The sequence below is a fragment of the Bacillus sp. SRL337 genome (assembly GCF_984799155.1).
This window is the reverse complement of the sequence record NZ_OZ481793.1, coordinates 1,813,130-1,837,427: the sequence shown is the minus strand read 5'-3', so window position 1 is coordinate 1,837,427 and position 24,298 is coordinate 1,813,130. Positions and strand designations below refer to the sequence as shown.

The 24,298-nt window shown below is 41.4% G+C and carries 20 protein-coding genes and 2 pseudogenes; 2 read left to right on the top strand and 20 right to left on the bottom strand.

Annotated features, from left to right (window positions below; translation table 11 throughout):
• Positions 1-125: 125 nt before the first annotated feature.
• The 9 genes from AC4E8A_RS08920 to yneA form a co-directional block, all read right to left on the bottom strand.
• A complete protein-coding gene (locus tag AC4E8A_RS08920; RefSeq protein ID WP_490198074.1) occupies positions 126-1,922 on the bottom strand; it encodes an ABC transporter ATP-binding protein in 1,797 nt (598 codons plus the stop codon).
• A gap of 4 nt (positions 1,923-1,926) precedes the next feature.
• A complete protein-coding gene (locus AC4E8A_RS08915) occupies positions 1,927-3,675 on the bottom strand; it encodes an ABC transporter transmembrane domain-containing protein (protein WP_490198073.1) in 1,749 nt (582 codons plus the stop codon).
• Between the two features lie 266 nt (positions 3,676-3,941).
• Complete coding sequence (locus tag AC4E8A_RS08910; protein WP_490198071.1) at positions 3,942-5,087, bottom strand: CamS family sex pheromone protein; 1,146 nt, start codon at positions 5,085-5,087, stop codon at positions 3,942-3,944.
• Positions 5,088-5,638: 551 nt separating this feature from the next.
• Positions 5,639-5,857 carry a YneF family protein gene (locus AC4E8A_RS08905; protein ID WP_119549243.1) on the bottom strand — a complete coding sequence of 73 codons (219 nt, stop codon included), beginning with the start codon at positions 5,855-5,857 and terminating at the stop codon, positions 5,639-5,641.
• 101 nt (positions 5,858-5,958) lie between these two features.
• Positions 5,959-6,399 carry a sporulation inhibitor of replication protein SirA gene (gene sirA, locus AC4E8A_RS08900; RefSeq protein ID WP_490198069.1) on the bottom strand — a complete coding sequence of 147 codons (441 nt, stop codon included), beginning with the start codon at positions 6,397-6,399 and terminating at the stop codon, positions 5,959-5,961.
• A gap of 192 nt (positions 6,400-6,591) precedes the next feature.
• Positions 6,592-8,598, bottom strand: a complete 2,007-nt coding sequence (gene tkt / locus AC4E8A_RS08895; RefSeq protein WP_490198067.1) for a transketolase — start codon at positions 8,596-8,598, stop codon at positions 6,592-6,594.
• A 1,010-nt stretch (positions 8,599-9,608) separates the two neighbouring features.
• The gene (locus AC4E8A_RS08890; protein ID WP_490198066.1) at positions 9,609-9,842 is read right to left on the bottom strand and encodes a DUF896 domain-containing protein; all 234 of its coding nucleotides are present in this window, start codon (positions 9,840-9,842) and stop codon (positions 9,609-9,611) included.
• A gap of 123 nt (positions 9,843-9,965) precedes the next feature.
• Complete coding sequence (locus AC4E8A_RS08885) at positions 9,966-10,616, bottom strand: YneB family resolvase-like protein (protein WP_490198812.1); 651 nt, start codon at positions 10,614-10,616, stop codon at positions 9,966-9,968.
• A gap of 11 nt (positions 10,617-10,627) precedes the next feature.
• A complete protein-coding gene (gene yneA, locus AC4E8A_RS08880) occupies positions 10,628-10,951 on the bottom strand; it encodes a cell division suppressor protein YneA (RefSeq protein ID WP_490198065.1) in 324 nt (107 codons plus the stop codon).
• Positions 10,952-11,107: 156 nt separating this feature from the next.
• On the opposite strand from yneA, the gene lexA reads away from it, so the two are divergent.
• A complete protein-coding gene (gene lexA / locus AC4E8A_RS08875; RefSeq protein WP_490198063.1) occupies positions 11,108-11,728 on the top strand; it encodes a transcriptional repressor LexA in 621 nt (206 codons plus the stop codon).
• 183 nt (positions 11,729-11,911) lie between these two features.
• On the opposite strand, the gene AC4E8A_RS08870 is transcribed toward lexA, so the two are convergent.
• From AC4E8A_RS08870 to AC4E8A_RS08830, 9 genes and pseudogenes are all read right to left on the bottom strand, one after another.
• Entirely contained in the window at positions 11,912-12,259 is a 348-nt protein-coding gene (locus tag AC4E8A_RS08870) for a hypothetical protein (RefSeq protein WP_490198062.1), read from the bottom strand.
• Positions 12,260-12,289: 30 nt separating this feature from the next.
• The gene (locus AC4E8A_RS08865; protein ID WP_490198811.1) at positions 12,290-12,517 is read right to left on the bottom strand and encodes a GNAT family N-acetyltransferase; all 228 of its coding nucleotides are present in this window, start codon (positions 12,515-12,517) and stop codon (positions 12,290-12,292) included.
• 359 nt (positions 12,518-12,876) lie between these two features.
• Positions 12,877-14,268 (bottom strand): 23S rRNA (uracil(1939)-C(5))-methyltransferase RlmD, encoded by a 1,392-nt coding sequence (rlmD, locus tag AC4E8A_RS08860; protein WP_490198060.1) that lies wholly within the window; start codon positions 14,266-14,268, stop codon positions 12,877-12,879.
• A gap of 516 nt (positions 14,269-14,784) precedes the next feature.
• On the bottom strand, positions 14,785-15,450 hold the full coding sequence (locus AC4E8A_RS08855; RefSeq protein WP_490198058.1) for a hypothetical protein: 666 nt from the start codon (positions 15,448-15,450) through the stop codon (positions 14,785-14,787).
• Positions 15,451-16,088: 638 nt separating this feature from the next.
• The gene (locus tag AC4E8A_RS08850; protein ID WP_490198057.1) at positions 16,089-16,631 is read right to left on the bottom strand and encodes a GNAT family N-acetyltransferase; all 543 of its coding nucleotides are present in this window, start codon (positions 16,629-16,631) and stop codon (positions 16,089-16,091) included.
• A gap of 554 nt (positions 16,632-17,185) precedes the next feature.
• Entirely contained in the window at positions 17,186-18,067 is an 882-nt protein-coding gene (locus AC4E8A_RS08845) for an aminoglycoside 6-adenylyltransferase (protein ID WP_490198810.1), read from the bottom strand.
• Positions 18,068-18,137: 70 nt separating this feature from the next.
• On the bottom strand, positions 18,138-20,198 hold the full coding sequence (locus tag AC4E8A_RS08840) for a DUF4179 domain-containing protein (RefSeq protein WP_490198056.1): 2,061 nt from the start codon (positions 20,196-20,198) through the stop codon (positions 18,138-18,140).
• A 255-nt stretch (positions 20,199-20,453) separates the two neighbouring features.
• A complete protein-coding gene (tnpA, locus tag AC4E8A_RS08835; RefSeq protein ID WP_119549773.1) occupies positions 20,454-20,915 on the bottom strand; it encodes an IS200/IS605 family transposase in 462 nt (153 codons plus the stop codon).
• Between the two features lie 205 nt (positions 20,916-21,120).
• Positions 21,121-21,872 (bottom strand): annotated as a pseudogene (locus AC4E8A_RS08830) (MerR family transcriptional regulator).
• A gap of 414 nt (positions 21,873-22,286) precedes the next feature.
• On the opposite strand from AC4E8A_RS08830, the pseudogene AC4E8A_RS08825 reads away from it, so the two are divergent.
• Positions 22,287-22,614 (top strand): annotated as a pseudogene (locus tag AC4E8A_RS08825) (transposase); the annotation flags it as partial.
• 107 nt (positions 22,615-22,721) lie between these two features.
• Here AC4E8A_RS08825 and AC4E8A_RS08820 read toward each other — a convergent pair.
• Both AC4E8A_RS08820 and AC4E8A_RS08815 read right to left on the bottom strand, forming a co-directional pair.
• Positions 22,722-22,994: a DUF2188 domain-containing protein gene (locus tag AC4E8A_RS08820; protein ID WP_490198055.1), complete on the bottom strand. Its 273-nt coding sequence runs from the start codon at positions 22,992-22,994 to the stop codon at positions 22,722-22,724.
• Between the two features lie 137 nt (positions 22,995-23,131).
• A complete protein-coding gene (locus AC4E8A_RS08815; RefSeq protein WP_490198054.1) occupies positions 23,132-24,097 on the bottom strand; it encodes an SGNH/GDSL hydrolase family protein in 966 nt (321 codons plus the stop codon).
• Positions 24,098-24,298: the final 201 nt, after the last annotated feature.

The following is a 24,298-nucleotide window of genomic DNA, read 5'->3' as shown; positions in this document are numbered from 1 at the left end:
ACAAGCAAAAAACCTTCCTCACAGGGGATCAACTCCTTTTGACTTCCTTGACTATCCTATTCACCTTTAAGCCACTGAATAAACAAAAAGAAGATAACCGCGGTTATTACGGCTATCTTCTTTTGCTATGAGCCTACAGCATCTTCAATTCCCTCTACAAGCCCATTTTGAAGGAGATACATTTTATGATACAACCCTTTTTGAGACAGAAGTTCCTGGTGGCTCCCTCTTTCCACAATCTCTCCCTGGTGAAGAACCAGGATACAATCGGCGTCTTGAATGGTCGAAAGTCTATGTGCAATCGCGATAGTGGTTCGGCCTTTCCTCATCTTCGCCAGTGCCTGCTGAATCGCATCCTCTGTTTCAGTATCGATATTGGCTGTCGCTTCATCCAATACAAGAATCTTCGGATTGGCAGCGATGGTCCTTGCAAATGCTATCAACTGCCTTTGTCCGCTGGAAAAAGTGGATCCGCGTTCAACTACCTTATGTCCATATCCATCTGGAAGTTTTTCAATAAAAGTATGAGCCTGAACAAACTCAGCGGCCGCTCTTACTTCTTCATCAGTCATATCACTTGCGTGCAGCTTAATATTGTCCTCGATGGTACCATAAAACAAAAACGGGTCTTGGAGAACCAATCCGACCCTGTCCCTCAGTTCTTCTATCGGATATACTTTTATCGACTTTCCATCAATAAGAATTTCCCCTTGGTTGAATTCATAAAATCTCATCAGTAAATTGATGATAGAACTTTTCCCGCTGCCTGTATGTCCGACCAAGGCGATTGTTTCTCCAGGTTTTGCAGTGAAAGAAATGTTCTTCAAAACATCCTTCTTACCATCATATGAAAACGAAATATCCCTGAATTCGATTTCGGCGTCTGCAATACTTCCCATACTGTCCTTGTTTTGAGCAGGGGTCTCCTCTTTCTCATCCAGCAGGGCAAAAACGCGGGAAGAGGCAACAATGGCCTGCTGAAACATTGACAGCCTGGACATCACATTATTGACAGGCTCAAAGAAGCGGTCAAGATAGTTGATGAATGCGTATAGCACACCGATTTCTATGGGGTTATGAAATGAGCTGATTCCAAAATAAGATAATACCAGTATCAAAGCAGAGACATATACCAGATCAATTGCAGGTCTCAGGAGCAATCCATCCATTTTAATATTTCGCATTCCCGCATTATAATGGCCATCATTAATTTCATCGAATTCCTTCCTCAGGCGTTCTTCCTGTCTGAACACCTGTACAACCGCCATACCCTGCAGCGACTCACTCAATTTGGCGTTTAACTGGCTTAAACGCTCCCTCAAATCATGATAAAAAATCGAGCTGTACTTTCTATATATTTTAATGATCATAAATAAAATTGGCAGGATTAACAGGCAGAACAAAGCTAATTTTACATTCAGAATGAACATTGCTGTGAATATCCCGACCATCAGGAAACCACCCTGTATGAAGCTGACCAGCACACTGACAAACATATCTTTGATCGCTTCTGTATCATTTGTTACCCTTGAAACGATGCCTCCTGCCGGTGTCTTATCGAAATATCTCATTCCTAAGTTCTGTACCTTTGAGAACACATCTACCCGCATTTGCTGAATGATCTTCAAGGCGATTTCCTGGAACTTCAGCAATTGGAAATAGGAAATAACAACATTGGCCACTTGTATGCCAATATATCCTGCCCCAAGCCAAACTAGTGGTTCATACGGAAAATTCCTTGGCGTCAGATGGTCGTCGATAAATATCTTGATGAGATAGGGGCCAAGGACGTCACCGAGGGTCGTTAAAGCCAATAGAAAAAAAGCGATGAATATAGCCTTTTTATGTGGAATTGTATATGTTAATAACCTTTTTAAGACATGACGCTGATCTTTTGCTGACATGGTCGTTGATTTTTCCATACGTTTAGCCTCCATGCTCCACTAATTCTTCTAATTGCTGGCGCATGAACATCTCCCTGTACCAGCCTTCGTTTTCCATCAATTCTTCATGTGTTCCTTTCTCGGTAATCTCGCCATTGTCCAGAACCAGAACCAAGTTGGCATGCTGGATGGCACTCAGCCTGTGAGCAGTAATAATCGTGGTTTTATCTTCTCGATTTTCTTTAAGGGCATTAAGGATTGACTCTTCCGTCTTTGCATCCACAGCGGACAGTGAATCATCCAGAATTAGTACTTCCGGTTCCATCATTAGGGCACGTGCAATTGAAATCCGCTGTTTCTGGCCGCCTGACAGCGAAACCCCACGCTCACCGACAACTGTTTGATACCCTTCTGTAAATTGCTCAATGTCTTCGTGGATATGAGCCAAAGAAGCAGCTTTTTCAACCGATTCTTTTTCTGTCATGGGATTCGTGAAGGCAATATTTTCTGAAATGGTAGCTGAAAACAGGAAGTGATCCTGTGGGACATATCCGAGAGACTCTCTAAGCTTTTCAAGCTTGTAATCTTTAATCGAGCGTCCTCCGAACAGGACACTTCCCTCGTATCCCTCAAACTCCCTGATCAAAATCTTGAGCAGTGTTGTTTTCCCGGCGCCGGTTTTTCCGACAACCCCTAACGTTTCTCCCCTTCTTAAAGTAAAGCCGATATTCTTGAGGACAGCTTCGTCCTCGTCAGGATAAGTAAACTGGTCAATACTAAACTGGATGTCACCTGTAGGTTTGATATCCAAGGCATTAGGGCTGTCAGCGATCTCCACTTTTTCTGCAAGCAGATTGGCGACGCGGTCATAGGACGCCCGGCCCCTTTCCACAATATTAAATAGCCATCCAAAAGCGAGCATCGGCCAGATCAGCAGCCCCAAATAGGTCGTAAAAGAGACGAGCTCACCTATCGTCAAGTCTCCTGCAATAACAAATCTGGATCCAAATGCCACCGATAAGAAGAAGGATATCCCTACGATGATGGAGATCGTTGGATCGAATAACGAGTCAACCTTGGCGACGGAAATATTCTTTTGCACCACTTCTTCCGACTGTTCCCTGAATGATTCGATATCTTCATTTTCCTGTCCAAACGTTTTAATGACTTTAATCCCCGACACGCTTTCTTGGGTTTTATCATTCAAGTCCGAGAAGGCCTCCTGGGCTTTATGGAATCGCTTATGTAGTAAAGTTCCGTAATAGTTTGTCAGCAAAGCCATAAAGGGCATAGGTATCAAGGCAATCAGTGTCAATTTCCAACTGATGGTAAGCGCCATTGCAATGATGACAAACCCTCCTGTTGCAAGAGAGTCGACAAAAGTCAATACACCCTGCCCGGCTGTCATTTGAATCGCCTGAAGATCATTGGTAGCATGTGCCATCAAATCTCCTACCCGCCTTTTTTGATAAAAGGATGGTGTCATCTTGGTAAAGTGATAATACAGGTTAGTACGCAGTAATTTTGACAGTTTGACTGCAGATCCAAAGATCATGATCCTCCAGATGTATCTCAGTCCGTACATACTTATACCTGCTGCTGCCAAAATCATAACCCATTGCAGCAGCCCGCCCGATGTCATTTCCCCCTCCTTGATACTATCAACCACAAGTCCTATTACTCTTGGGGGCACCAATTGCAGCAGCGCTACCACCAAAAGGACAGCTATCCCCGTAAGATAGGACTTCTTTTCTTGTTTAAAAAACCACATTAAATCAAGAAAGACTCTCATGATGATTTCCTCCGAATTCCGAAAAATTTATGACTCTTAATTTTAGCAAATTTTTCAAAAATAGAAAATAAAATAAAACTTTTTTGCTTGAATTATTTATATTTAATCGAAGTCCTCAGGTATTGGATGTTTTGTGGGATGTTTTCTTGCATGGTGAAGACTCATAAGTTGGTATATCACCCCTCACCTTTCATCCCGCCCATGGGCTGCATTTATCGGCAACGATTGACAAAAGAAAAAAACGTGCAGCTAAGCACGTTTTTTCATCAACTTCCACTATCATGAATATGGACAACCGGATCGTGCTCAGGTTCAATCAGGACTGTCGCCGCGGTCCCTTCAGGTGTTTTCACATAGATGTAAACAGGCTCATGCGGGAAGAAATCCTGAATTTCAGGAGTGAACGCCTGGACGAAACCGACGATTTCCCCGTACTTAGCCATATCTGTGTTCACATTGATAACCATCTTTTGCAGGTCACTCTCAATATAAGTCCCCTTAGCTACCAATTGAATCGTTCTGTCACTGAAGAAGGAATTCATATCTTCTTCCAACCCTTTAAAACGATTGGCCACTATACGGTCGTGTTCTTCCGCTTCATCTGAAGGGAAAAGGAAATCCTTCTTTTCAACATCCCGCCATTTCTTAATCGACTTATCATTCCCATCAAGGTATGCATAAGTGAAGTAAGATCCAGGAAGCACACTATTTTGCTTTTCAAGCTGGTATAGTGAAATGACAATGGGAACATTCCCGAGATTTTCTTTTTGCTTGACGCGGCTGATTATCGTTTCGGCCATTTTCTTGCCTTCACTGATCATTTTCTTTTCACTGATTTCTTTCGTATCAAAATGCCTCAAGCCCATATTGTCATTGACGGAAATATAATCGACGGACTTCATTGCAAGGCCGATGGATAATCCCTTTAATTTACCCTTCTGGTCAACATAGTTTTGTTCATGGACATACCCCAGATACATGGGATTCGCTTTATTGAGCTCCATCACTTCTTCCCATCCCATATTTTCCGTTACGTCTATTGCAGGGTTAAGCCCCAATTCATCATTCGATTTACGTCTGATCCAGCTTCCGATCTCATCCAGATACTGACCTTCTTGATAGATGTATTCATCGGCTGGGAAGTATTCTTCAGATAAGCTCATCAATCCTGTTTCAAGTTCATTCATGTCCACACGGTTATTCAGCTGATAAGTAATCAGCTCTCTATTTTTACTGAAAACAGATGATTTTACTTTATATCTCAAATACTCATTAGTTTCATTTTCTGATGAACTCTGCTGAGTGACCAGGTTTGTGTTCTCAGTCTCCGGTTTACCAGGCATCCCCAAAAAGTTACACCCGGATAGTATCAATAGTAATCCTGCACTTGTAGCAATTAATCGTTTCTTCATTTAGGTCTCCCTCCGACCATTATTTTAGCATAAAAAAAGACCGGTGTTGACCAGTCACGGTATTATTATGAGTAAAATAATATAAAACACATTGAAATTCAAGCAATTGTATCAAAACCTTTGTGTAAATGACAAGAGAAATAATCAAGGAACACAGCAGCGGTGCCGTCAGTCTTAGAGTGATTGTGCCTGCTTAATTAAAAAGGAACCCCGTCCAATTAAGGATGGGGTTAAAAAAGGGGGTCAATTTCAAGATATAGTTTATATACCCTATGGAATCATTAACAAACCAGGTAATTAGTCACAAAAAAACTTGATGTGCCATAAAAGGCAGAAACGTTTACTGGTACCACAGTATCGAATGAATGAAAGACCACTTTCCCTGTATATTGGTTCTGCAGGAATAGTGGTCTTCTTCGAGATTACGTTAAATAATTAATCAAATTGAATGATTTCAAATAGAAGAATCAGTAATCAGGGAAGAAATGAATGCTGCCCTTTTTACCCGAATCAATCTCTTAGATGTTACAAACCCATGGGATATATAGTGTTTACTTCCCTTGCTGCTTGTTCATTGCGTTCATCATTTGATTGATTTTCTTTTGGGAAGGTTTCTGTCCCATTTGCATCATCATCATTCTTAACATTTGTTCGTTGATTGGTGGATTTTTCTTCAGGTAGCTCATCATGTATTTACGAGCGATGAAAAATCCTAGCGCTACCCCAGCTAATGCAGCCAGAACACCGACTAGAATGAATTGCCAAAGCATAGTTCTATTTCCTCCTTCATGTTGTCCTTATAAAAGTGTACTAAACCAAGAAAGAATATACAATAATTTAATTAAAAATTTCTATATTCCCCAAAAAATCTTCAAATGAATTTTCTTACTTTTATCGGTTTTAGCCAGCCGTATTGTTCGTTTTCAACGTCAATGGCCAGAAGCCGGCCATCAAGCTTTCTTAATACTTCAAAGATATAGGCTTCCCAATCACTGTGTCCCTGCAGTTCTACTTCAATATACCTGTCCAGTAACCGAATCATGGCAGTGTTTTTTCCACAGGAAGATTCAATGTAAAAATGATTATTGTTTTGCATGTATTCCCGTTTGGGTGCAAGCGCTTGTGAGATGGCTCGATTAAAAGGCAGAAACGGTATGGAACGGGTAATATAAAGTATTTGCAGCTTCACTACTTCTTCCAAGGGCCCTCTTGCAGATCCGCCTTCACGAAATAAGTTGAAAAACGATCGCTCTCTTCCATAAAAATAATCAGCAATTTCATTTTCTATCCAATAGAGCCGGTAGGATTTCATTACTCTTCCTCCCCTAAGCTTGTCCTTTTTTCCAGTATAAAGAACAAGTCAAGGTAAGATTGTTGAAAGTTGTTGAGAAACTTCACTTTTTTTGTCGAACGTGTTTACAAATAGAAAAAAGTTGTTCGGCTTGCCAGTAAAGAAACTGAAAGCTGCTGAAAAACAGCAGCTTTCAAGTTCTTCTATTGAATTTTATTTTTCAAGCAAAGCTTTCACTCGAGAAACTACATTATTTACAGTAAAACCGTACTCTTCCATGATTTTTTCTCCGGGAGCTGAAGCACCGAATCCATTGATAGCCAGGATATCTCCTTCATCTCCTGCATATCGGTCCCATCCAAACGGTGCAGCCACTTCAATTGCAAGACGCTTTTTAACCGCTTTTGGAATGATGGACTCTTTATATTCCTTGGATTGCTCTTCAAATCGATCCCAAGAAGGCATACTGATGACAGAAACGGAAATTCCATCTTTGGCAAGTACTGCCTGTGCATCAACTGCAAGATTGACCTCAGAACCAGAAGCAAGGAGTAGTGCATCCGGCTGTTCTTTTCCAGCAGGTGAAACAACATAAGCTCCCTTTTCGACTCCTGCTTGCGCCTTAGCGTCCGTGCCTTTCAAAGTAGGCAGGTTCTGTCTTGTTAACACAAGTGCTGTCGGCTTATCTTTTGATGTCAAAGCTGTGCGCCAGGCAGCGGCAGTTTCATTACCATCTGCTGGACGGATGACAGAAAGGTTCGGCATTGCTCTCAATGAAGCAAGCTGTTCTACCGGTTCATGCGTAGGACCATCTTCACCGACAGCGATACTGTCATGTGTGAACACATAAGTTACAGGCAGTCCCATAAGAGCAGCGAGACGGATTGCCGGTCTTAGGTAGTCAGAAAACACAAAGAATGTACCACCGAAAACATTGACTCCGCCATGAAGCGCCATTCCGTTCATTGCTGCACCCATACCGAACTCACGTACACCGAACCAAATATTCCGGCCATCGTAAGATTCAGGTGTGAAGTCACTTTGGCCTTTTATCATTGTTTTGTTGGATCCAGCAAGATCTGCAGAACCACCAATCAATGTCGGCATGTTCTTCGCAATGGCATTCATTACTTCACCGGAAGAGGCACGGCTTGCCAGACTTTTACCCTCTTCATAAACTGGGATTTCTTTATCCCATCCTTCAGGAATTTCACCCTTCATTGCAGAATCGAATTGCGCTGCAAGTTCTGGATATTTCTCTTTATATTGAGAGAACATCTCTTCCCATTCCTGTTCTTTCTTCTGTCCTGCATCTACGATTTGCTCCTGGAAGCGTTCTTGAACTTCAGAAGGTACATGGAAATCCTTCTCGAAAGTCCATTTGTATGCCTCTTTAGTCAATTTCATTTCATCTTCACCAAGAGGCGCGCCATGAACATCGGATTTACCAGATTTATTTGGAGCACCATAGCCGATGACAGTCTTCACTTCAATCAATGCCGGACGAGCTTCATCCATTCTTGCCTCTTCCAATGCTTTAGCAATGGATTCTGTATCGTTTCCGTCTTCTACACGGATGTACTGCCAGCCATATGATTTAAAGCGTCCTTCGACATTTTCTGAAAATGATTTATCTAAATCACCATCTAGTGAAATGTCGTTGGAGTCATACATAACAACTAGCCGTCCAAGCTTCAAATGGGCAGCAAGTGATGCTGCTTCAGACGAGATGCCTTCCATCAAGTCTCCATCACCACAAATACTGTATGTATAGTGATCCACTACATTAAAATTGTCGCGGTTGTAAACAGAAGCAAGATGACGTTCTGCCATTGCCATTCCGACTGACATAGCAAGTCCTTGTCCAAGTGGACCGGTCGTTGCTTCCACACCAGGAGTATGACCGTATTCAGGATGTCCTGGTGTTTTGCTTCCCCACTGTCTGAATTGTTTCAGGTCTTCCATCGAAACATCATAACCTGACAGATGTAACAAACTGTAAAGAAGCATAGATCCATGTCCTGCTGAAAGAACAAATCTATCTCTGTTATACCATTCTGGATTCTTTGGGTTATGGTTCATCACTTTGGACCAAAGAGCATAGGCCATAGGCGCAGCGCCCATTGGCATTCCCGGGTGACCGGAATTTGCTTTTTCAATAGCATCTATTGAAAGTGTCCTTATTGTATTAATGGCTAATTGATCAGTTACATCAAACATTAATCAACATCCTTCCTTTTTTCAGTTACTACTTGTTAATATTAATATTCTTACCCAGTTTATACAACTGATTTGTTCACCACAAAGCTTGCAGCACCTGCGTTGAAAGCGTTTACTTTATTGATTTGAAAGCCTTTTCTTCATTATAAAAATTATTTTCTACAATCCGAGAAAGTGCGGAATTTTTTTCGAAAACATCGAATATATCCATTTTCAGTCATATAAAAACTCGTGTTACATACTATAGAATGCTCCTTTTTATAGCCCTAATACCCTATTTAAAGATCATTAATTATAAGAAAGAAAAAAACATGCAATATGCAGGTTTCAGCTTGAAGGCGAAGTACAGTATTCGGACCATATCTACTGGCTTTTTCCGTATTTTGAAGTTGTAAATACTGTTCAGCTAAAAAATGGGGTGGTTAGAATGGAAAGTTGATTTCTGCTACAGGCACAAGACTCCGCTTCAATCAACCCTTTTTAAACTTAGCTGGTATTGACGCCGAACCTTTGAAAAAATCTGTGGGGGATTCAATATATTATCAAAACATGTAGAAGATGGAAGAGATTATCAGATTGAGATGGTTGCACTGGATCAGTTGGTCCTGCAAGACCAGTTAGGAAGGAAGGTTGAACAAACCAATTGATATTTAAAGGTGTAAGAACTGTCCATTACTAAAAAATGTACACAAAGTCAAAACCATACCGAAATGAGTCATCGACACCTTTGCCGGGACTACATTAACGAGGTTAAACATCTGAGGCATACTGATTCCACGCAGCGGAAAAAACGATTGAATGAGTTTTTGCTCATGCTACGTTTGCTTCCATAAATCTAAAGGAATAGGCAAACTGGACATGGAGGGGCCCATGTCCAGTTGGATCTTCACCTTTATCTCCTCAAAAAAGAAACTAACCCGACTTCAACCAATTGGTCGAAGTCGGGTTAGTCTACAGTCTTAAACATGCACTATGCGTGTTTTTTCACTGAAGTTGAGAGTGGGCAACTATTAATGAAGTTTTTTGTTTTTTTGGATTTCCCTTACCTTTTCAGGGGTCACCTCATTGCCCTCCGGGTCAAACATTCTTGTATTTTCGATAGTAGATCTCATTGAGTTCCTGAATGTTTCCAAGTACTCTTTACGTAGATTAGTTTGTTCCTTTGCCTCGGCAGGTGTGAGACCTTTAGCTTTTGCTTTTTTGGCAAGTGTATTGATCCGTGCCATTTTCTCCTTTGATAGCATAGTCTGTTTCCCCTCTCCTTTTTGTCGTATAATAAAAAGCACTAAAAGATCAGTGCTTTGATTTAATCAGAATTAACGCTCGAATATCGACATGTTACTAAAAATAAGGGGAAAATACAAGTATCAGGCTTCCTCAGAGGAGTTCACGAATTCTTGATATCTCCTGTGCACAGTCGCTTTGGAAATATTATAACCAAAACCTCTTAATGTTGCTGCAATTTCTGCGAAAGTTAATTTATTGTCTCTCAGTCTGACAATTTCTTCAACTGGGATTTCAATTCGTTCGCGGCCTTCTCCGTTACCTTTGTTCTTCAAATTCCTGTGAGGTTCATATCCTTTTTCTACGGCCCTTCTCATGCCGCGTTTAATTTTCAAATTATGCAGCTTTCGCTGATGCTCCTCTACCATGCTGACAATTTGGAGAACCATGGAATCTGATTCAGAAAGATGAAGTTCTCCATTGTGTGATATGCTGAAAATCTTCACCCCTTCTTTCATTATGCAGTGGATAAGGGCAATCTTGGCATTTCCCCTGCCGATTCTGGTTTCATCCTGAATGAGGACCGCTTCTATTTTTTCCTTCTTTAAAAGGTCAAGCAGTTCCAGGACACCATCCCTGTCCAATTCATAGCCGCTCGCTTGATCCTTGATGATATGCTCAACCTCAAAATTGAAATTACCAGCCAGTTTTAGTAGTTCTTCCTCCTGTCTCTGGAGGGATGATTCCTGTGTATCTTTCTTTGTACTGACCCTGCAATATATTGCTGCTCTCATCATTCATACTCCTATTCTTTTCCGCTTGCAAGTTCATAACTGCTGTCGTTAATATGAATTGGTTTCCCGCCAGGAATTATCAATGAGTCACCCGGTTGTATTATGTCTGTTGCGAGATTATTATTTTCGCTTACCCATTCCACCAAATCTTTTGTAGACATATTATAGTCATCAGAGAGTTCCTCTGCAATCGTCCAGATCGAGTCACCTTCTTGAACTGTCACTTTTTGATAAGAGTCACCTGCTCCTATCTTCATCAATGCAACTGCCCCCATAATCACTGCTAATCCCATTAGAAGGATAACATAAGAATAATTTCTCCAGATAGATACCATTACACTATTACCTCCGTACGAATGTTTGTTCGCTTTTGTTGATTTGATTATAATACGAACACTCGTTTGGTGTCAACATTTATTCGAACTTATGTTTGTATCACCTTGGGAGTCATGCTATAATGGGAACAAAAGATCGGTTTAGAGGTGGAATAAATGACAAAATTATCAAAAAGGCAGCAGGATATCCTTCAATATATCAAAGAAGAAGTCAAATTAAAGGGATACCCTCCTTCCGTTAGAGAAATCGGTGAAGCTGTCGGCCTGGCTTCCAGCTCCACTGTCCATGGTCACCTTGCAAGATTGGAAAGCAAGGGATTGATTAGAAGAGACCCTACAAAGCCAAGGGCGATTGAAGTATTGAACCTGGAAGAAGATTCGATCCCGAGGCAAGCTGCCGTTAACGTTCCTTTAATTGGGAAGGTAACAGCCGGGCAGCCGATTACGGCTATTGAAAATGTAGAAGAATTTTTCCCGCTGCCCCAGCACCTTGCTCCATCAGATGAACAAGTTTTCATGCTTGAAATCATGGGTGATAGTATGATAGAAGCCGGGATCCTTGACGGAGACTATGTAATTGTCCGTCAGCAGCAAACCGCCAATAACGGAGATATAGTGGTGGCCATGACAGAGGAAGACGAAGCAACAGTCAAACGCTTCTTTAAGGAGCAGGATTTTTTCCGCCTTCAGCCTGAAAACTCTTCTATGGCGCCAATCATTTTACGTCATGTTTCCATTTTGGGTAAAGTCATCGGAGTATACCGCCAAATTCATTAATATAAAAAATCCAGGCTGATTCAGCCTGGATTTTTTATATTATATTACTAGATTTAAAGCCTTTATAATAGTATTTTTACACTGTGGCCAAGATCAATTTACCATTCGACTTTCTTCCCTTCCAGAATCCTCTCCGAATGATAAGCCTTTGAATTTTTCCAGATGCTGTTTTTGGCAATTCTTTTACAAAGGTAATGCCTTTTGGCGTTTTATATTCGGTTCGTTTCTCTTTAAAAACTGGTTCAGCTCTTCTCCTGAAACACTATGTCCATTCCGCAAATGGCCGTCTGCACGAGGAAATTCACGCCATTTTTCATGATACTCAGCCACAGCGGCTGCTTCTAAGATACTTTCATGTTCATACGGGACTTCTTCCTCTTCAATGAAAGGTATAGTGACGACTACACCTGATTCCATAACGGCCGCTTCTTTCCACCCTATTCTCTGAAGATTCACGAGTCTGGCAGTTCTTTCAGCTTGAGTCCAATCGTATGTATAGTATTTTTTCACAGCCTTACCGTATCTGCTCAATATTTCTTAAGCTGAGGGCAACATATGATTTCATTTGCCTATTTCCCCTTTCATTCGGATGACTTTTCCATCCAGCTCTGGACCCATTTCTTTCATTCCAATCTTCTTGTAGAATCTTCTGGCAGGAATATTGGCCGGGGAAACTCTCAGGTGGTACTCTCTTCCATTTTTCCCCCTGAAAAATCGAAGAGCATATTGATGAATATCGTTACCCACCCCCTTTTGCCGGTAATCGGACTTCAAATAAAATAAATGGATATACCCGATAGGTCGACCTTCATGCTCTCTAGTGGATAGTTCCAGCTGACCAACTGGTTCCCACTCCCATCCCCTTCCTCCACCATTACAAATCCTTCAGGAAATTCGATAATTTTCTTTTTTAGCCACCTCAGATACTCTTCTTCATCAAACCAGAAAGTATCATTAAAACTTACTGCAAATGAATCCCTCCTGAAGTGTGGGTCACAACCTGTTCTTGTACTTCCAAATCAATCGTCCTAAACTGCATTGAAAGAATCACCCCTTATATTATGACAATCATTATTCCAAACTTCAGAATAGTCCGCAATAAAAAGGTGTATAAAAAACACCTGCACTTGAATGCAGGTGTTTAAAAATTAATTTTCCAGAACTAGTTCCGCCACACATTCCACGTGGACTGTATGAGGGAAAAGGTCAACCGGCTGAACGCCTTTCAAGCTGTAGCCGAACTGCTCCAATTCTTTAATGTCGGTTGCAAAAGTATCTGGATTACAAGATACGTAGACAATTCGCTCAGGCTGAGAACGGCCGATTCTTCTCATTACCTTTCCGCCAGCCCCTGAACGCGGTGGATCAAGAAGCAGTAATTCCGGTGTGCCGAAAGTCTCCAGGATTTGGTCAATTCCCTTTCGTGCATCTTTCGCAAGGAAGGTAGTATTGTGGATACTATTATCTTGGGCATTTCGTTTTGCAGACTCAATGGAGCTTTCCACGATTTCAATTCCTGCAAGCTTACCAACACGGTTCGCAAAAGGAAGAGAGAATGTTCCAACTCCGCAGAATAGGTCAATCATCTTTTCCGTTTCCTTCGGTTTACCCATTTCGACAGCAAGGTCTACCAGTTTCTGCGCCTGTACAGGGTTGGTTTGGAAGAACGTATCGAACCATAGACGGAAGCGATAGCCGTCCATCTCATCATATATAAAGTCACGGCCTGAAAGAACATGGGTATTTTCAGATTGAGTTCTGTCTGCCCAATCCCTGTTTTCCAGCCATAACAAGCTTTTCACTTTCGGGAACTTCTTGCCTATACGCATTACCAAGTCGGCTTGAGCATCTTCCAGCTTTCCTTCTGGTGCTTCTGTAGCAAACAGTCCAAGCATAATTTCTCCTGTTGCAAATGATTGTCTAACCATTAAATGGCGAAGCAAGCCTTCATGGTTGTCTTTATCGTATCCTCTTAATCCGTGTGCCTTAACCCACTCGGCTACTTCCATCGCCGTTTCAACCATTTCTTCACTCGCAATCAAGCAAGTTTCCAAAGAAATGACTTTACGGAAATTCCCTTGTTCATGCAGACCCAAAGATCCATCCGGTGCGAAAGTAAACTCCATCTTGTTTCGATAACGCCAAGGATTGTCCATTCCAATGGTATCCATAACCAAAGCAGGATCATAGCCCTGGGATGCGACAGCCTCTTTAACATGGTCGGTTTTCTGTTTCAACTGGCCTTCATAGCTCAAATGCTGCCATACACAACCGCCGCAGCGCTCAAAGTGAGGGCATGGCGGAGCTGTTCTTTCAGGATGCGACTCAAGAATTTCTTCTGGTATAGCCTTCCTTCTTCTTTTCAGAGGCTCATCCACTACGACTTTCACCTTTTCCCCAGGCAGTGTATGGGGAATTGTAAGTTTTAGTTTCCCGATATTTCCTTTATCATTTTCACGCCAGACCACAGCCTGACCCGCTCCTCTATCATCCAAACGATGAACTTGTGCTTCTATCATCTCACCTTTAGCAATTTTCATCTCAATTTCCTCCTTCATACAAAGGTATTAACACTATATATTTAGGGTCATTTTGTTAGTATAATAACTTGCTTGCCAGAAAGCATACTTACCTAGTATAAAGGACGGACAGCTATTATGGAATCCTTTCCTTTGTAAATCTAGAAATTTACATTGCGGCAATGCCTAGTCAACGGTGGAGCAGATGGTGCTTTTCACCATACTAATAAGGAAAACGGAATTGAGTTAAGTGGTGTGTTTCTCATATAAAGGTGTGAACAGCGGACTAGTAGGGATGGAAAATTGACTGTATTCTTTTAAAGACGGGGATTCAGGCATACAATGTGGGGATGGTACTCTTTTTTACCATCACGAAAAGAAGGGATGGCGCTTAAGGAGGTGGAAGCACCCCTGTATACCATCACTAAAAGAGGAATACATGCTCTTAAGATGGAAGCATCGCTGTATCCCATCTCTAAAAAAATTCATGCGAAAGGAGATGAAATAAACCATGTATTCCACCTCATAAACAGAATTTCACTTCAAAGTCTTGGCACCTTTCCCCTGATAGGCTGAAGTTGCGGCCAGGGAGATCAGCAATGCAAGTTCAAACAAGTTTGTAACAGCTCCGCTTTTTATTGGGAAAGGAATGGCACTCCCGGCAATCATGAGGGTTGAACCGATGAAAAACCATCTCCATTTCAGTTTCCACCAAATAAGGGTGGAAGCAATCAAAAGCACCAGTGATACAAACAACACCATGATGGGCGGGCCAGCGGAAACAGCTGCATCACTGTATGTAAGAACACCGTATTCCCATTCCGGCTGAAGGACAAGGCCAAAAACCTCTGTAAAAAGCTCTAGCAGCACCAACCCAATTGTAAGAAGAAGCACGGAAATCAATGCTCTCTTTTCACCTGACCAACCGATATGAGCCTGTTCTAATGTTTTCCAGGAGAATAATACGAGCAGTGGTGTAAAAAAAGCATGTAACCAGTAGCGCATAAGGTTTAAATTCTCTAACAATGCCCCTTCGCCAATAAATCGCCCTGTTGAAATGATGGCTTTGTCATAGACAAGGCCAAGTACAACAGGAATCATAAGCACAGCACTCTGAACACGGTATCTTTTATAAACGGCTGCGAAAAAAAAGAAAAGCGCAACATACGCGACCGCAAATAAACCAAAAAGAATAGTATCCATGGAATCCCCCTTCATCCCTTTGTTGTACCCATGTCAATAAGGATAAAACCTGAAATGGAGTGGGGCTGTCTCATTAGTGTTAGTTGGTTTCATTAAAGAATTCACCATGTTCTATCCCAAGTAACCGATAAATATCTTCAAAAGAAAGGTTTTTTGGAACAAAATTCTGTCTTGACCAGGACTGTCATAATCTGAGAACACAGAAACCCCATCCTTTTCTTTGGCTCCATTTTCTATGTAATAACCCAGCTTGGTATGACAAACTTTGGACCCTTTACCATTTTGAGTTGTACCTGCTCTCACACCATCTCTGACTAACTCGTTTGCTTTCTGAAAGAATTGGTTAAAAAGTGCACTCCCATTATTCTGATTCCGATCCTGTGGATGAACTCTTGCAAAGTGAATATAGGCTTACTTTTAAATGACTGTGATACAAAAAAACCCGACCCTTTCTCCTTCCACTTCGGCCGTATACCTTGTACTTTGGAATGCCAAAGTAGATATGGGCAGCATCTAAGCCTTGTTCATGCCACCGCCATGCATAATCATTGGCGAAATAATGTTAAAATGTGCAGTTCTATCATTACGGGTTTGCAGATTCGCCAGCACTCCTGCAAACAAGTCTTATACTCACTTTTTTACAGCCTCCATTCACTTTTTAATATGGAATACATGTATAGGTCATCAAATTTCCCATTCGTATATTCATAATTTCGAAGCAAGCCTTCTCTGAGGAACCCTTTTGCTTCTACGAGTTTTTGAGAGGAAGTATTTTCAGGTTCTATCAATGCCTGTATCCTCTCCAGTTGGTAATGTTTGAAACCATATCTTACTATAGCTTCCAGTGCTTCACTGGCGATCCCTTTCCCCCAATGATCCTTGCTCAATTCATACCCCACTTCTGCCCTGAAATGCTTTTCATCCATATTATGAAAGCCGCAGCTTCCCACCATTCTTGTACTTCCTTTAAGGGTGATTGCCCACCTTATGCCGCTTCCTTCCTTTCTGATTGACTCATACCAATGAATTTCCGACATCGCGTCTTCAATTGACTCAAATGAAACCAAGCCCATGTGATTTACAACCGCTTCATCGGACAGATAACTAAGAATATCTTCAGCATCTTCTGTTGCCGGTTTCCTCAGGAGAAGCCTTTGGGTTTCAATAACAGGAAATGTCATAGGTTACCTCACTTTCTATTGAATGATTTTAACTTTCTTATCTCAAACAAAGCGGTTTATTCGCCTTCATGCCCATGATAGCAAAAATCACCTAACGTCCGCAGGAGACTCTCCCAGCTCTGCCAGGGCTTTTCATAAGGCAGGGTGTATGAATTTCTTTACAGGAATCAATCAGTGTCACATAATCTTTTTCCAAGATGATGTAAGAATGGTTATAGGAACTCCAGTCAGAAAAGTTTCTATTACCGAAAGCTCTAAAATTTTTTGTAAAACGGATATGTGTTTTCACCCAAAGAGTATTCCATTCTTTCCCAGCCTGTGTAATTGGGAAAAAACCTGCTTCAGCGCTTCCAATATTGGTGTCAGCATTCCCCCTATAGCCGCTTCCTTCAAGGATTCCCCTTCTTCCACTTGGCTGCCTGGCAGTTCCCATCCCGTTTTGGCCCTTTGATCAACAAAACTTCATTCTTATCATTCACTTCACTACCACTGCTGCGGCCGAAACGTTATGCTTCGGTGGTGCAAACATACCTCTCTCCTCCTTTTTTTATTCTTCAAAAAATCTCTTTAGCATCCCCTGACAACTTCCTTACCTGTTTCAAGTAAATCGTCATATTTCGATCATCCTTTTCTGGATAAGTATATGAAAGGGCCACTGCTGATTCCCTCGCCAAAGTTCGAAATAGCACTCCTGCTGTGAATACAGCATCCCATATATTTTCAATGTTCCCATCGGCATAGCTTGCCTTGTACATTTCCCAGTAAAGATCTGGGAGGTAATCCTTGAAGTATTTACCCAATTTACCTGATGATACTTTAAAGTTGGTTTGTGTGCCAATCCACCAGGAAACCATGTCATCAAGTTCGTGTCTGACCACATTTTCAAACATGAACTTGGCATAAGGCAGTTCGTCACGCCATAGGCCTTTGGCAATGTTTTGCTGGCACCACCAGAAATTATTGCAGCAGCTGAAATACCGTCCCTCTGTCGGCTTTTTCACGTGATAGTCCAAATCTGTCGGTTCCCCTATGGGAGGCAGACATCCATCCTTGTCCAAAAGTACAATCGTGAGCTTATCGCCTAGATATCTTTCTATCGCACAATCAATTGCCTGTAGTTGGAGATCAATCCGATTGCCATCCTTAAAGAGCATCTGATAACCATAAGACATAGTGAAATCTTTATCATTCCCGGACATCCGGTCATTTTGATCAGGTTCTTGTATCATCAGCAATTCCCCGAACGATTTCAGCCATCTTTTATCCTCGATTAACGGAGCTGTGCGGGTTACAACATAAACGATGTCATAATCCTGAAAGATATCCTTTGGTGCATTGGGATTGGTTCTTGATCCATTCATGTAAACGGCACGTATGCGCTCGTCTTCTTTAGCTGTCATCATAATGACATCCATCATTTCGGTTTCTGTCCTCATCATCATCCCTCCCATAAAAGTCATATGAGCTTTTATAGAATACATTGATTCGCATTGCCAGATCCTTAAGTTAATCCAATGGTATTTTAATTTTATCTTCAATGTACTTGGTTGTTCTGTATCCTTCAATCATCAGCATTTTGGGATTGAGTGGTTCATCGGAGTTATCTTGATGCAATTCAATTTCATGGCTTGTTTGGAAATAACGGGGCTGCTCGACCTCATCATAAGCGAATTGATATTCTTCCGGTTTAAAAGTTTTGCCGTCTTTATCTACCAAGACACCCTCCCCTCCATTTCCAATTCCATAGGATTGAAGTCCATCCTCTGAAACCACATTGAACTGGATCGTTTCATATTTCCGGTCCTCAGTATATTCGTCTCTTATATAAATTCTTGTCGGATTTCCAGTTACAATCTTATTGATTGAAAGTTCGTTTCCTTGATATTCAAACTTCTGGGGGAAATCATCTGTCCCGTTTATTTCAATCGTTTTTTTATCCTCGACAAAAACATTCATGGACTCGAAAGAGAGGTTGACCTCCCCGGGCTTGTCAAAGAACAGAGGTTCGAATTTTGTTTGCAATGAAATCCATTCGCCGGAAGAATGAAGAAACCCTCCTCCTCCATATAAGTCTGCTTTTACACTCTTCTGTCTTGTCCGCAATTCTTTCAATGTGACATATTCAATCATCCGATTGTCGAGGGTTTGTTTAAAGCTGTACTCCAGTATAGTCGCTGTAGGGGCAATCTTCAGTTTATCGACCCTGAAGGGCAGACCTTCAATCTCACTTTCCTGATTAACTTCATATACAGTCGCTGCTTGCTTGGTAACCGGAATGTTGAAATTCCATTCTCCCTCGATGAACTCCTGTTCAAAATACTTAAAATTGGTTCGGTCCGCATCTTCTTTTATAGCCTGCTGCAGCCTCATCAGACTTAACTCAATGGTCCCACTGTCCTTTGAAATAGGGGCAATGCTGATTTTTCCCTTGAAAACATTCGGCTCTTCTCCATTTGCCAGCCCTTGTTCAAAGGGATGATAAAACATTTCGTCTGCTTGCTGATCTAATAGTTCATACTCGTTCTCAATCCTCACACCGTCCGGCATGCTAATGAAATATTGATTTTCATTGTTCGTATCCTCTACTTCATAATAAATAAGCGTCTGAATATCATCGGCAACAGCTGTTTTAATCGTTACTTTGATCCCATTGCTTTCCTCTTGCAGATTCAGCGGCTCACTTATGCCCTCCTTATAGTAATTGATGATCTCTATTTCTTCCTGCTGAGTCCATCCCATCCAAGAATAATAGATGCTGGTGAACCCCCCGGTTACAAACCCGGTACAAATTACAAAAGTAAGCAAACCCGCGGCAGTGAGGCCAAGCCGGCTTCTTTTCTTCCTTTTCTCCTCTTTCAATTTCTCTGTTTCTGCTATTCTTTCCCGGACCCGGCCCATAAAATTTTTCGGAACTGGCAATTCATCAATGCTTCTTTCAAGGGAAAAAACCACCTCTTGAAAAATGGACAATTGTTCCTGACATGCCTGGCAATGATAAATATGTATCTCAAAATCCACTTTTTCGCTTCTATCCAGCGTCTTTCCTAAATATCGGATAAACCTGTCCTTGTACTCTGGACAACTTTCTTTCGGTTCAGCATCAAATAGTCCTTGGCTCAATGTTTCAACCCCATCTGCCAAGCGGGAATTCAATTCGACAATCGATATTTGCAGGATTTTTGATGCCTCCTCAAAAGGCATTCCCTTACCATAAACAAGAGCAAGCGCTTCTTTTTCTTTTGCTGGAAGTTGATCCAGAACAGCCAACACTGAACCCCCAGTTTCATCCTTTTCATTGGTTAGAAAGGATGGACTGTTACGGCACTCATTGACAAATATGCCAGTGACCCATGATTCAAACTCAGTATTATCCCTCAGGTACCTTGAATCGGCATGGATCCTAATGATGGTTTGATAAATAACTTCCTGAATGGAAGGAGTTTCCTTTAGAAAAACCGATCCAAGCTTATAAAACGATATTTTATATCTTTCGAACCAGGTCAGTACAGCTTTCAGACTGGTTTCACTACTATTTTGTACCAGGACCGATTCAGTTTCAGTTTTCATTCAGCGGCCTCCTATCCTGCATGTCTTGATTCTATAGTACTAGAAACTACCTCCTATTAATAGGTCGAATTTTCTGAAATAACTCCTCTAATTTTACCATATAATAAAGCCCTCCGTAATCATAATCAAAACCACCAGTGTGAACTGGTGGTTTGCTCTGCGGCTGGAAGCCTCTCTTACCGGCCTCGGCCTAAAAGGCCCACTGAATGGTTTCCCTTCTGCACCACATTCACTCACTAATTCTAAAGAATTTCTTTATTTCTTCCGATTTTTCTGTCCGGTAAACGGGTCATGTTCCTCGAACAATGTTAACTGGTCGGCCATATAATCTTCCTTCAGCTGATTCTTAATGTATTCTTGGATTTGCTTCTTGTTTCTGCCCACTGTATCAACATAGAATCCACGACACCAGAATTTTCGATTTCCATATCGATATTTCAAATTGGCATGGCGATCAAATATCATGAGACTGCTTTTTCCTTTTAAGTAACCCATGAATTGAGATACGCTTAACTTTGGTGGGATACTCACTAACATATGAATGTGATCCGGGCAGGCATTTGCTTCATGAATTATGACACCTTTCCTTTCACACAAATCTCGAATAATTTGCCCAATACTCTTTTTGTATTTTCCATATATAATCTGTCTTCTGTATTTCGGTGCAAATACTAAGTGATACTTACAATTCCAAGTTGTATGTGCTAAACTGTTCATGTCCTTCACAGGGCATACCTCCTTCTATGATGGAATGAAGTGGTCGGGAAACCAACTTTATCCTATCATGGAAGCGAGGTTTTTTTAATACCACGCTTTAAGCTCTCTGGAACCCCCGGCATAGCCAGGGGTTTTCAAGATCATCAAAAAAACCGTTCCATTTTTAAATGGAACGGCCAGCACCTTAACAAACAGGATTCATTCTCTATTGTTTTCCACTTGTAAAAACATAGATTGCATCTCTCAAAAATTCAGCGGAACCCTTCTGGTCCTTATCATAATAGGCTTTAAACCGTTCATCTGTGACATACATATCAGCAAGCCCTGTGTGGCCTTCTTTGCGGCCAATAGTACATCAACCACTCCTTATGCAGCCGGGCTGCCTTTTGAGCCCGTTCACTCGAGGGATCGCCGGTTTTCATTGCTTCAGCAAGCGCCGAGTGAATCTCTTCGGCCAGCCTATTTGCTTGTTCAATCTCTCCCTGAGACATTTTCTGAAGCTTGGCATTGGATTGATTCACGGTTTCTTCCCCATACTTTTCCCGGATTTCATTTCCATACCTCTGTTCATTGTCACTTATCATCTTCTTTTTAAAGCCTTCAAATTTTTCTTTATCTGTCATAGTCGATCTCCCTTCCTTCACGGCAATTGATTTTTCAACATTGGCAATCAATTGTTCCAGCTGATCACGCTTAGCCAACAGCTTTTCTTTATGGTGTATCAGTGCACTTGATACGTCAAAGGCTGGATCATCAAGGATATCCTTTATCTGAACCAGTTCGATACCCTTTGTAAAAGAAGATCTGCTGCAGACGGTCGACTTCGTTTTCCCCGTAAATCCGATATCCTGATGAGTTGATTCTTGCCGGCTTAAGAATGTCAATTTCATCATAATACCGTAATGTACGGGTACTGACCCCAGCCAACTTCCCCAAATTTTTAACGGTGTATTCCATGATGCCACCTCCTGACAACTTTTACTATACACTTTGACGCTGCGTGAAGGTAAAGGGGCGTTTAGAATTTTTTTCATTCTCTCTGCCATTTAACGATAATTTCAGTTCAACAGAAACAAAAACCCGGGAAACATCCCGGGTTTCAGCTTGTAGACAAAGTCCAATTTATGGACCATGTCGACAGGCTTTTTTTGTTTAATTAAGTTAAATACTTTCAAATTTGAGTGATTGGAAGCGAAAAGTTGATTTCCGCTACAGGCGCACGACTCCGCGGGGCGGGCGGTGAGCCTCCTCGCTGTGCTTGCGGGGTCTCACCTGTCCCGCTAATCCCGCAGGAGATCGTACGCCTTCCGCTCCAATCAACCCTTTGTAAACTATGCTGCTTCCAACAATTAAACTCTAAAAATCTGTTCTTCTAATCCTTTAAAGTGTAAAGACTGCCCGTTATTACAAAAGTGCACCCAAAGTTGTAACCACACCAAAATGATTCATCGACACCTTTGGCAGGATTACCTGGATGAGGTTGAACATCTGAGGAATACTGATTTGAATAAAACACTTTACTCGCAGCGAAAAGAAACAATCGAAAGAATTTTTGCTGATGCGAAAGAGAAGCTTGGCATGCCGTTGGACGACCTTGAGATGTCTAAAAAAAGTTTCACTGCAGGCGATGCTTACGTTTGCTGCCATGAACCTTAAAACGTTAGCAAGTTGGACATGGCGAGGGCCTTGTCCAGTCTAATTATCAACCATTTTTACGAAAAAATTAGCAAACCCCGCTCCAACCTTTTGGTTGAAGTGGGGTTTGTCTACGGTCTGAAACCCGGGAAACATCCCGGGTTTTGTTCTTTATTCGTCCATATAATTATGTTGTTCCTCAATTTTTCCGTGCTCACTATGGATATAAGCCATTGTACCAGAGTCCTTCGCTCTCTGCTTTGCTTCTTCGACAGCATCTGATTTTGAGCCTGCTGTGTAAATCGGCTCGTCCTTTCCTTCTTCCTTTACGGCCCATCCCTCTTCGTCATGAGGGACTACATGATAACGTGCATCTTCTGTACCTGCCCGATCCTCGAAATATTCACTGCGGTTGTTTTGATCATTATTATTGTTGTTGGCCATGATTAAAACCTCCATAATTAAAATGTATTCTATTGTTCTTTACTAATGTAATACCCCTTTAATTAATTGAAAAACGTGGTCTTTCTCAGATAATTATTTCAATTCCAACAAAAAAACTGAGGCCGCTTATTTGGACCTCAGTTCCCGGAACTGGATTTATCTTCTGTTTCCAAAGATTCTGGTTCTAAGCTAATTTCATCGACATATTCCAAGACTCGTTCAGCAATGAGTTTATAGCCTTTCGAGTTTGGATGAAAATAATCTCCGGCCAATAATTCAAGCTTCGTATTATTGAACAAATCCGCAGTTGGAATATAATGAACATTTTCGTATTCTTCCGTAACCGACTTGCCGGCATCATTCCAGCCTCTCATGATCACATCCAATTCTTGGATATCATTGAAATATCCTTCGAAAGGATTGTAAAAGCCGATCAGGTAAACGTTCGTGTCAGGATTCAGATCATGAATTTCATCAAAAATTGACCTGAGTCTATCTGTATAAGCAGGCTTTTCTTTTTCAAAAGTGTCATACTTGAGATCATTGAAGTTGCTTTTGACAATCTTCATGATGTCATTGGCACCAATTGTAATAAGGACAGTATCTGCCTCTTTAATAGAATTTGATATCTCTTTTTCGCCAAGCCGCTTAAGGAGTTGATCAGTCCGGTTTCCCCGTTTGCCGTAGTTCTTAATAGAAATATTGAGGTCATTTTCTTCGAATGTATTATTTAAGATACCAACATAGCCTCCGCTATCCGTATCGTCCCCAACACCTTGAGTAAGTGAGTCCCCAACGGCCACTACCTTTAGATTCTTATTAAATAAATTGATAACACCTCTAATGACTCCCCGGACATTTTTCTTTATTTCTTCTGTTATAGAGGATGTTTCATTTGTATCTTGATCTGCCTCCAGCTGTTTCCGTTCCTCATCTTCCTTTTCAGTATCAGATGTTAGATTGTCTATTTGCTCACTGACCGATGCGGTCTGCGGTTCCACATCCACCCGTTGGGGGTGCCCGGATTCGGAAAAAAATAAATACACTAGAACGCCAGCCATCAGCAGAACTGAAATAAAGATTATCTTATTCAATCTCTGCATGTTGACACCACACTTGTCATATTTCTACTACTATACCTCTTTACCAATCTGGTTAATCCCTCATTCAGAATGGTCTATCCATTTTAGCATGTTCAAAGCGGTTTGATAAAGGTTACAAATTATAGTAGTTCTTCATGTCCAATAGACAGTGAAGACGCCTGTCTTCCTTTAAAGTCCTTAAGGAAAACAGGCGCCGTCCGG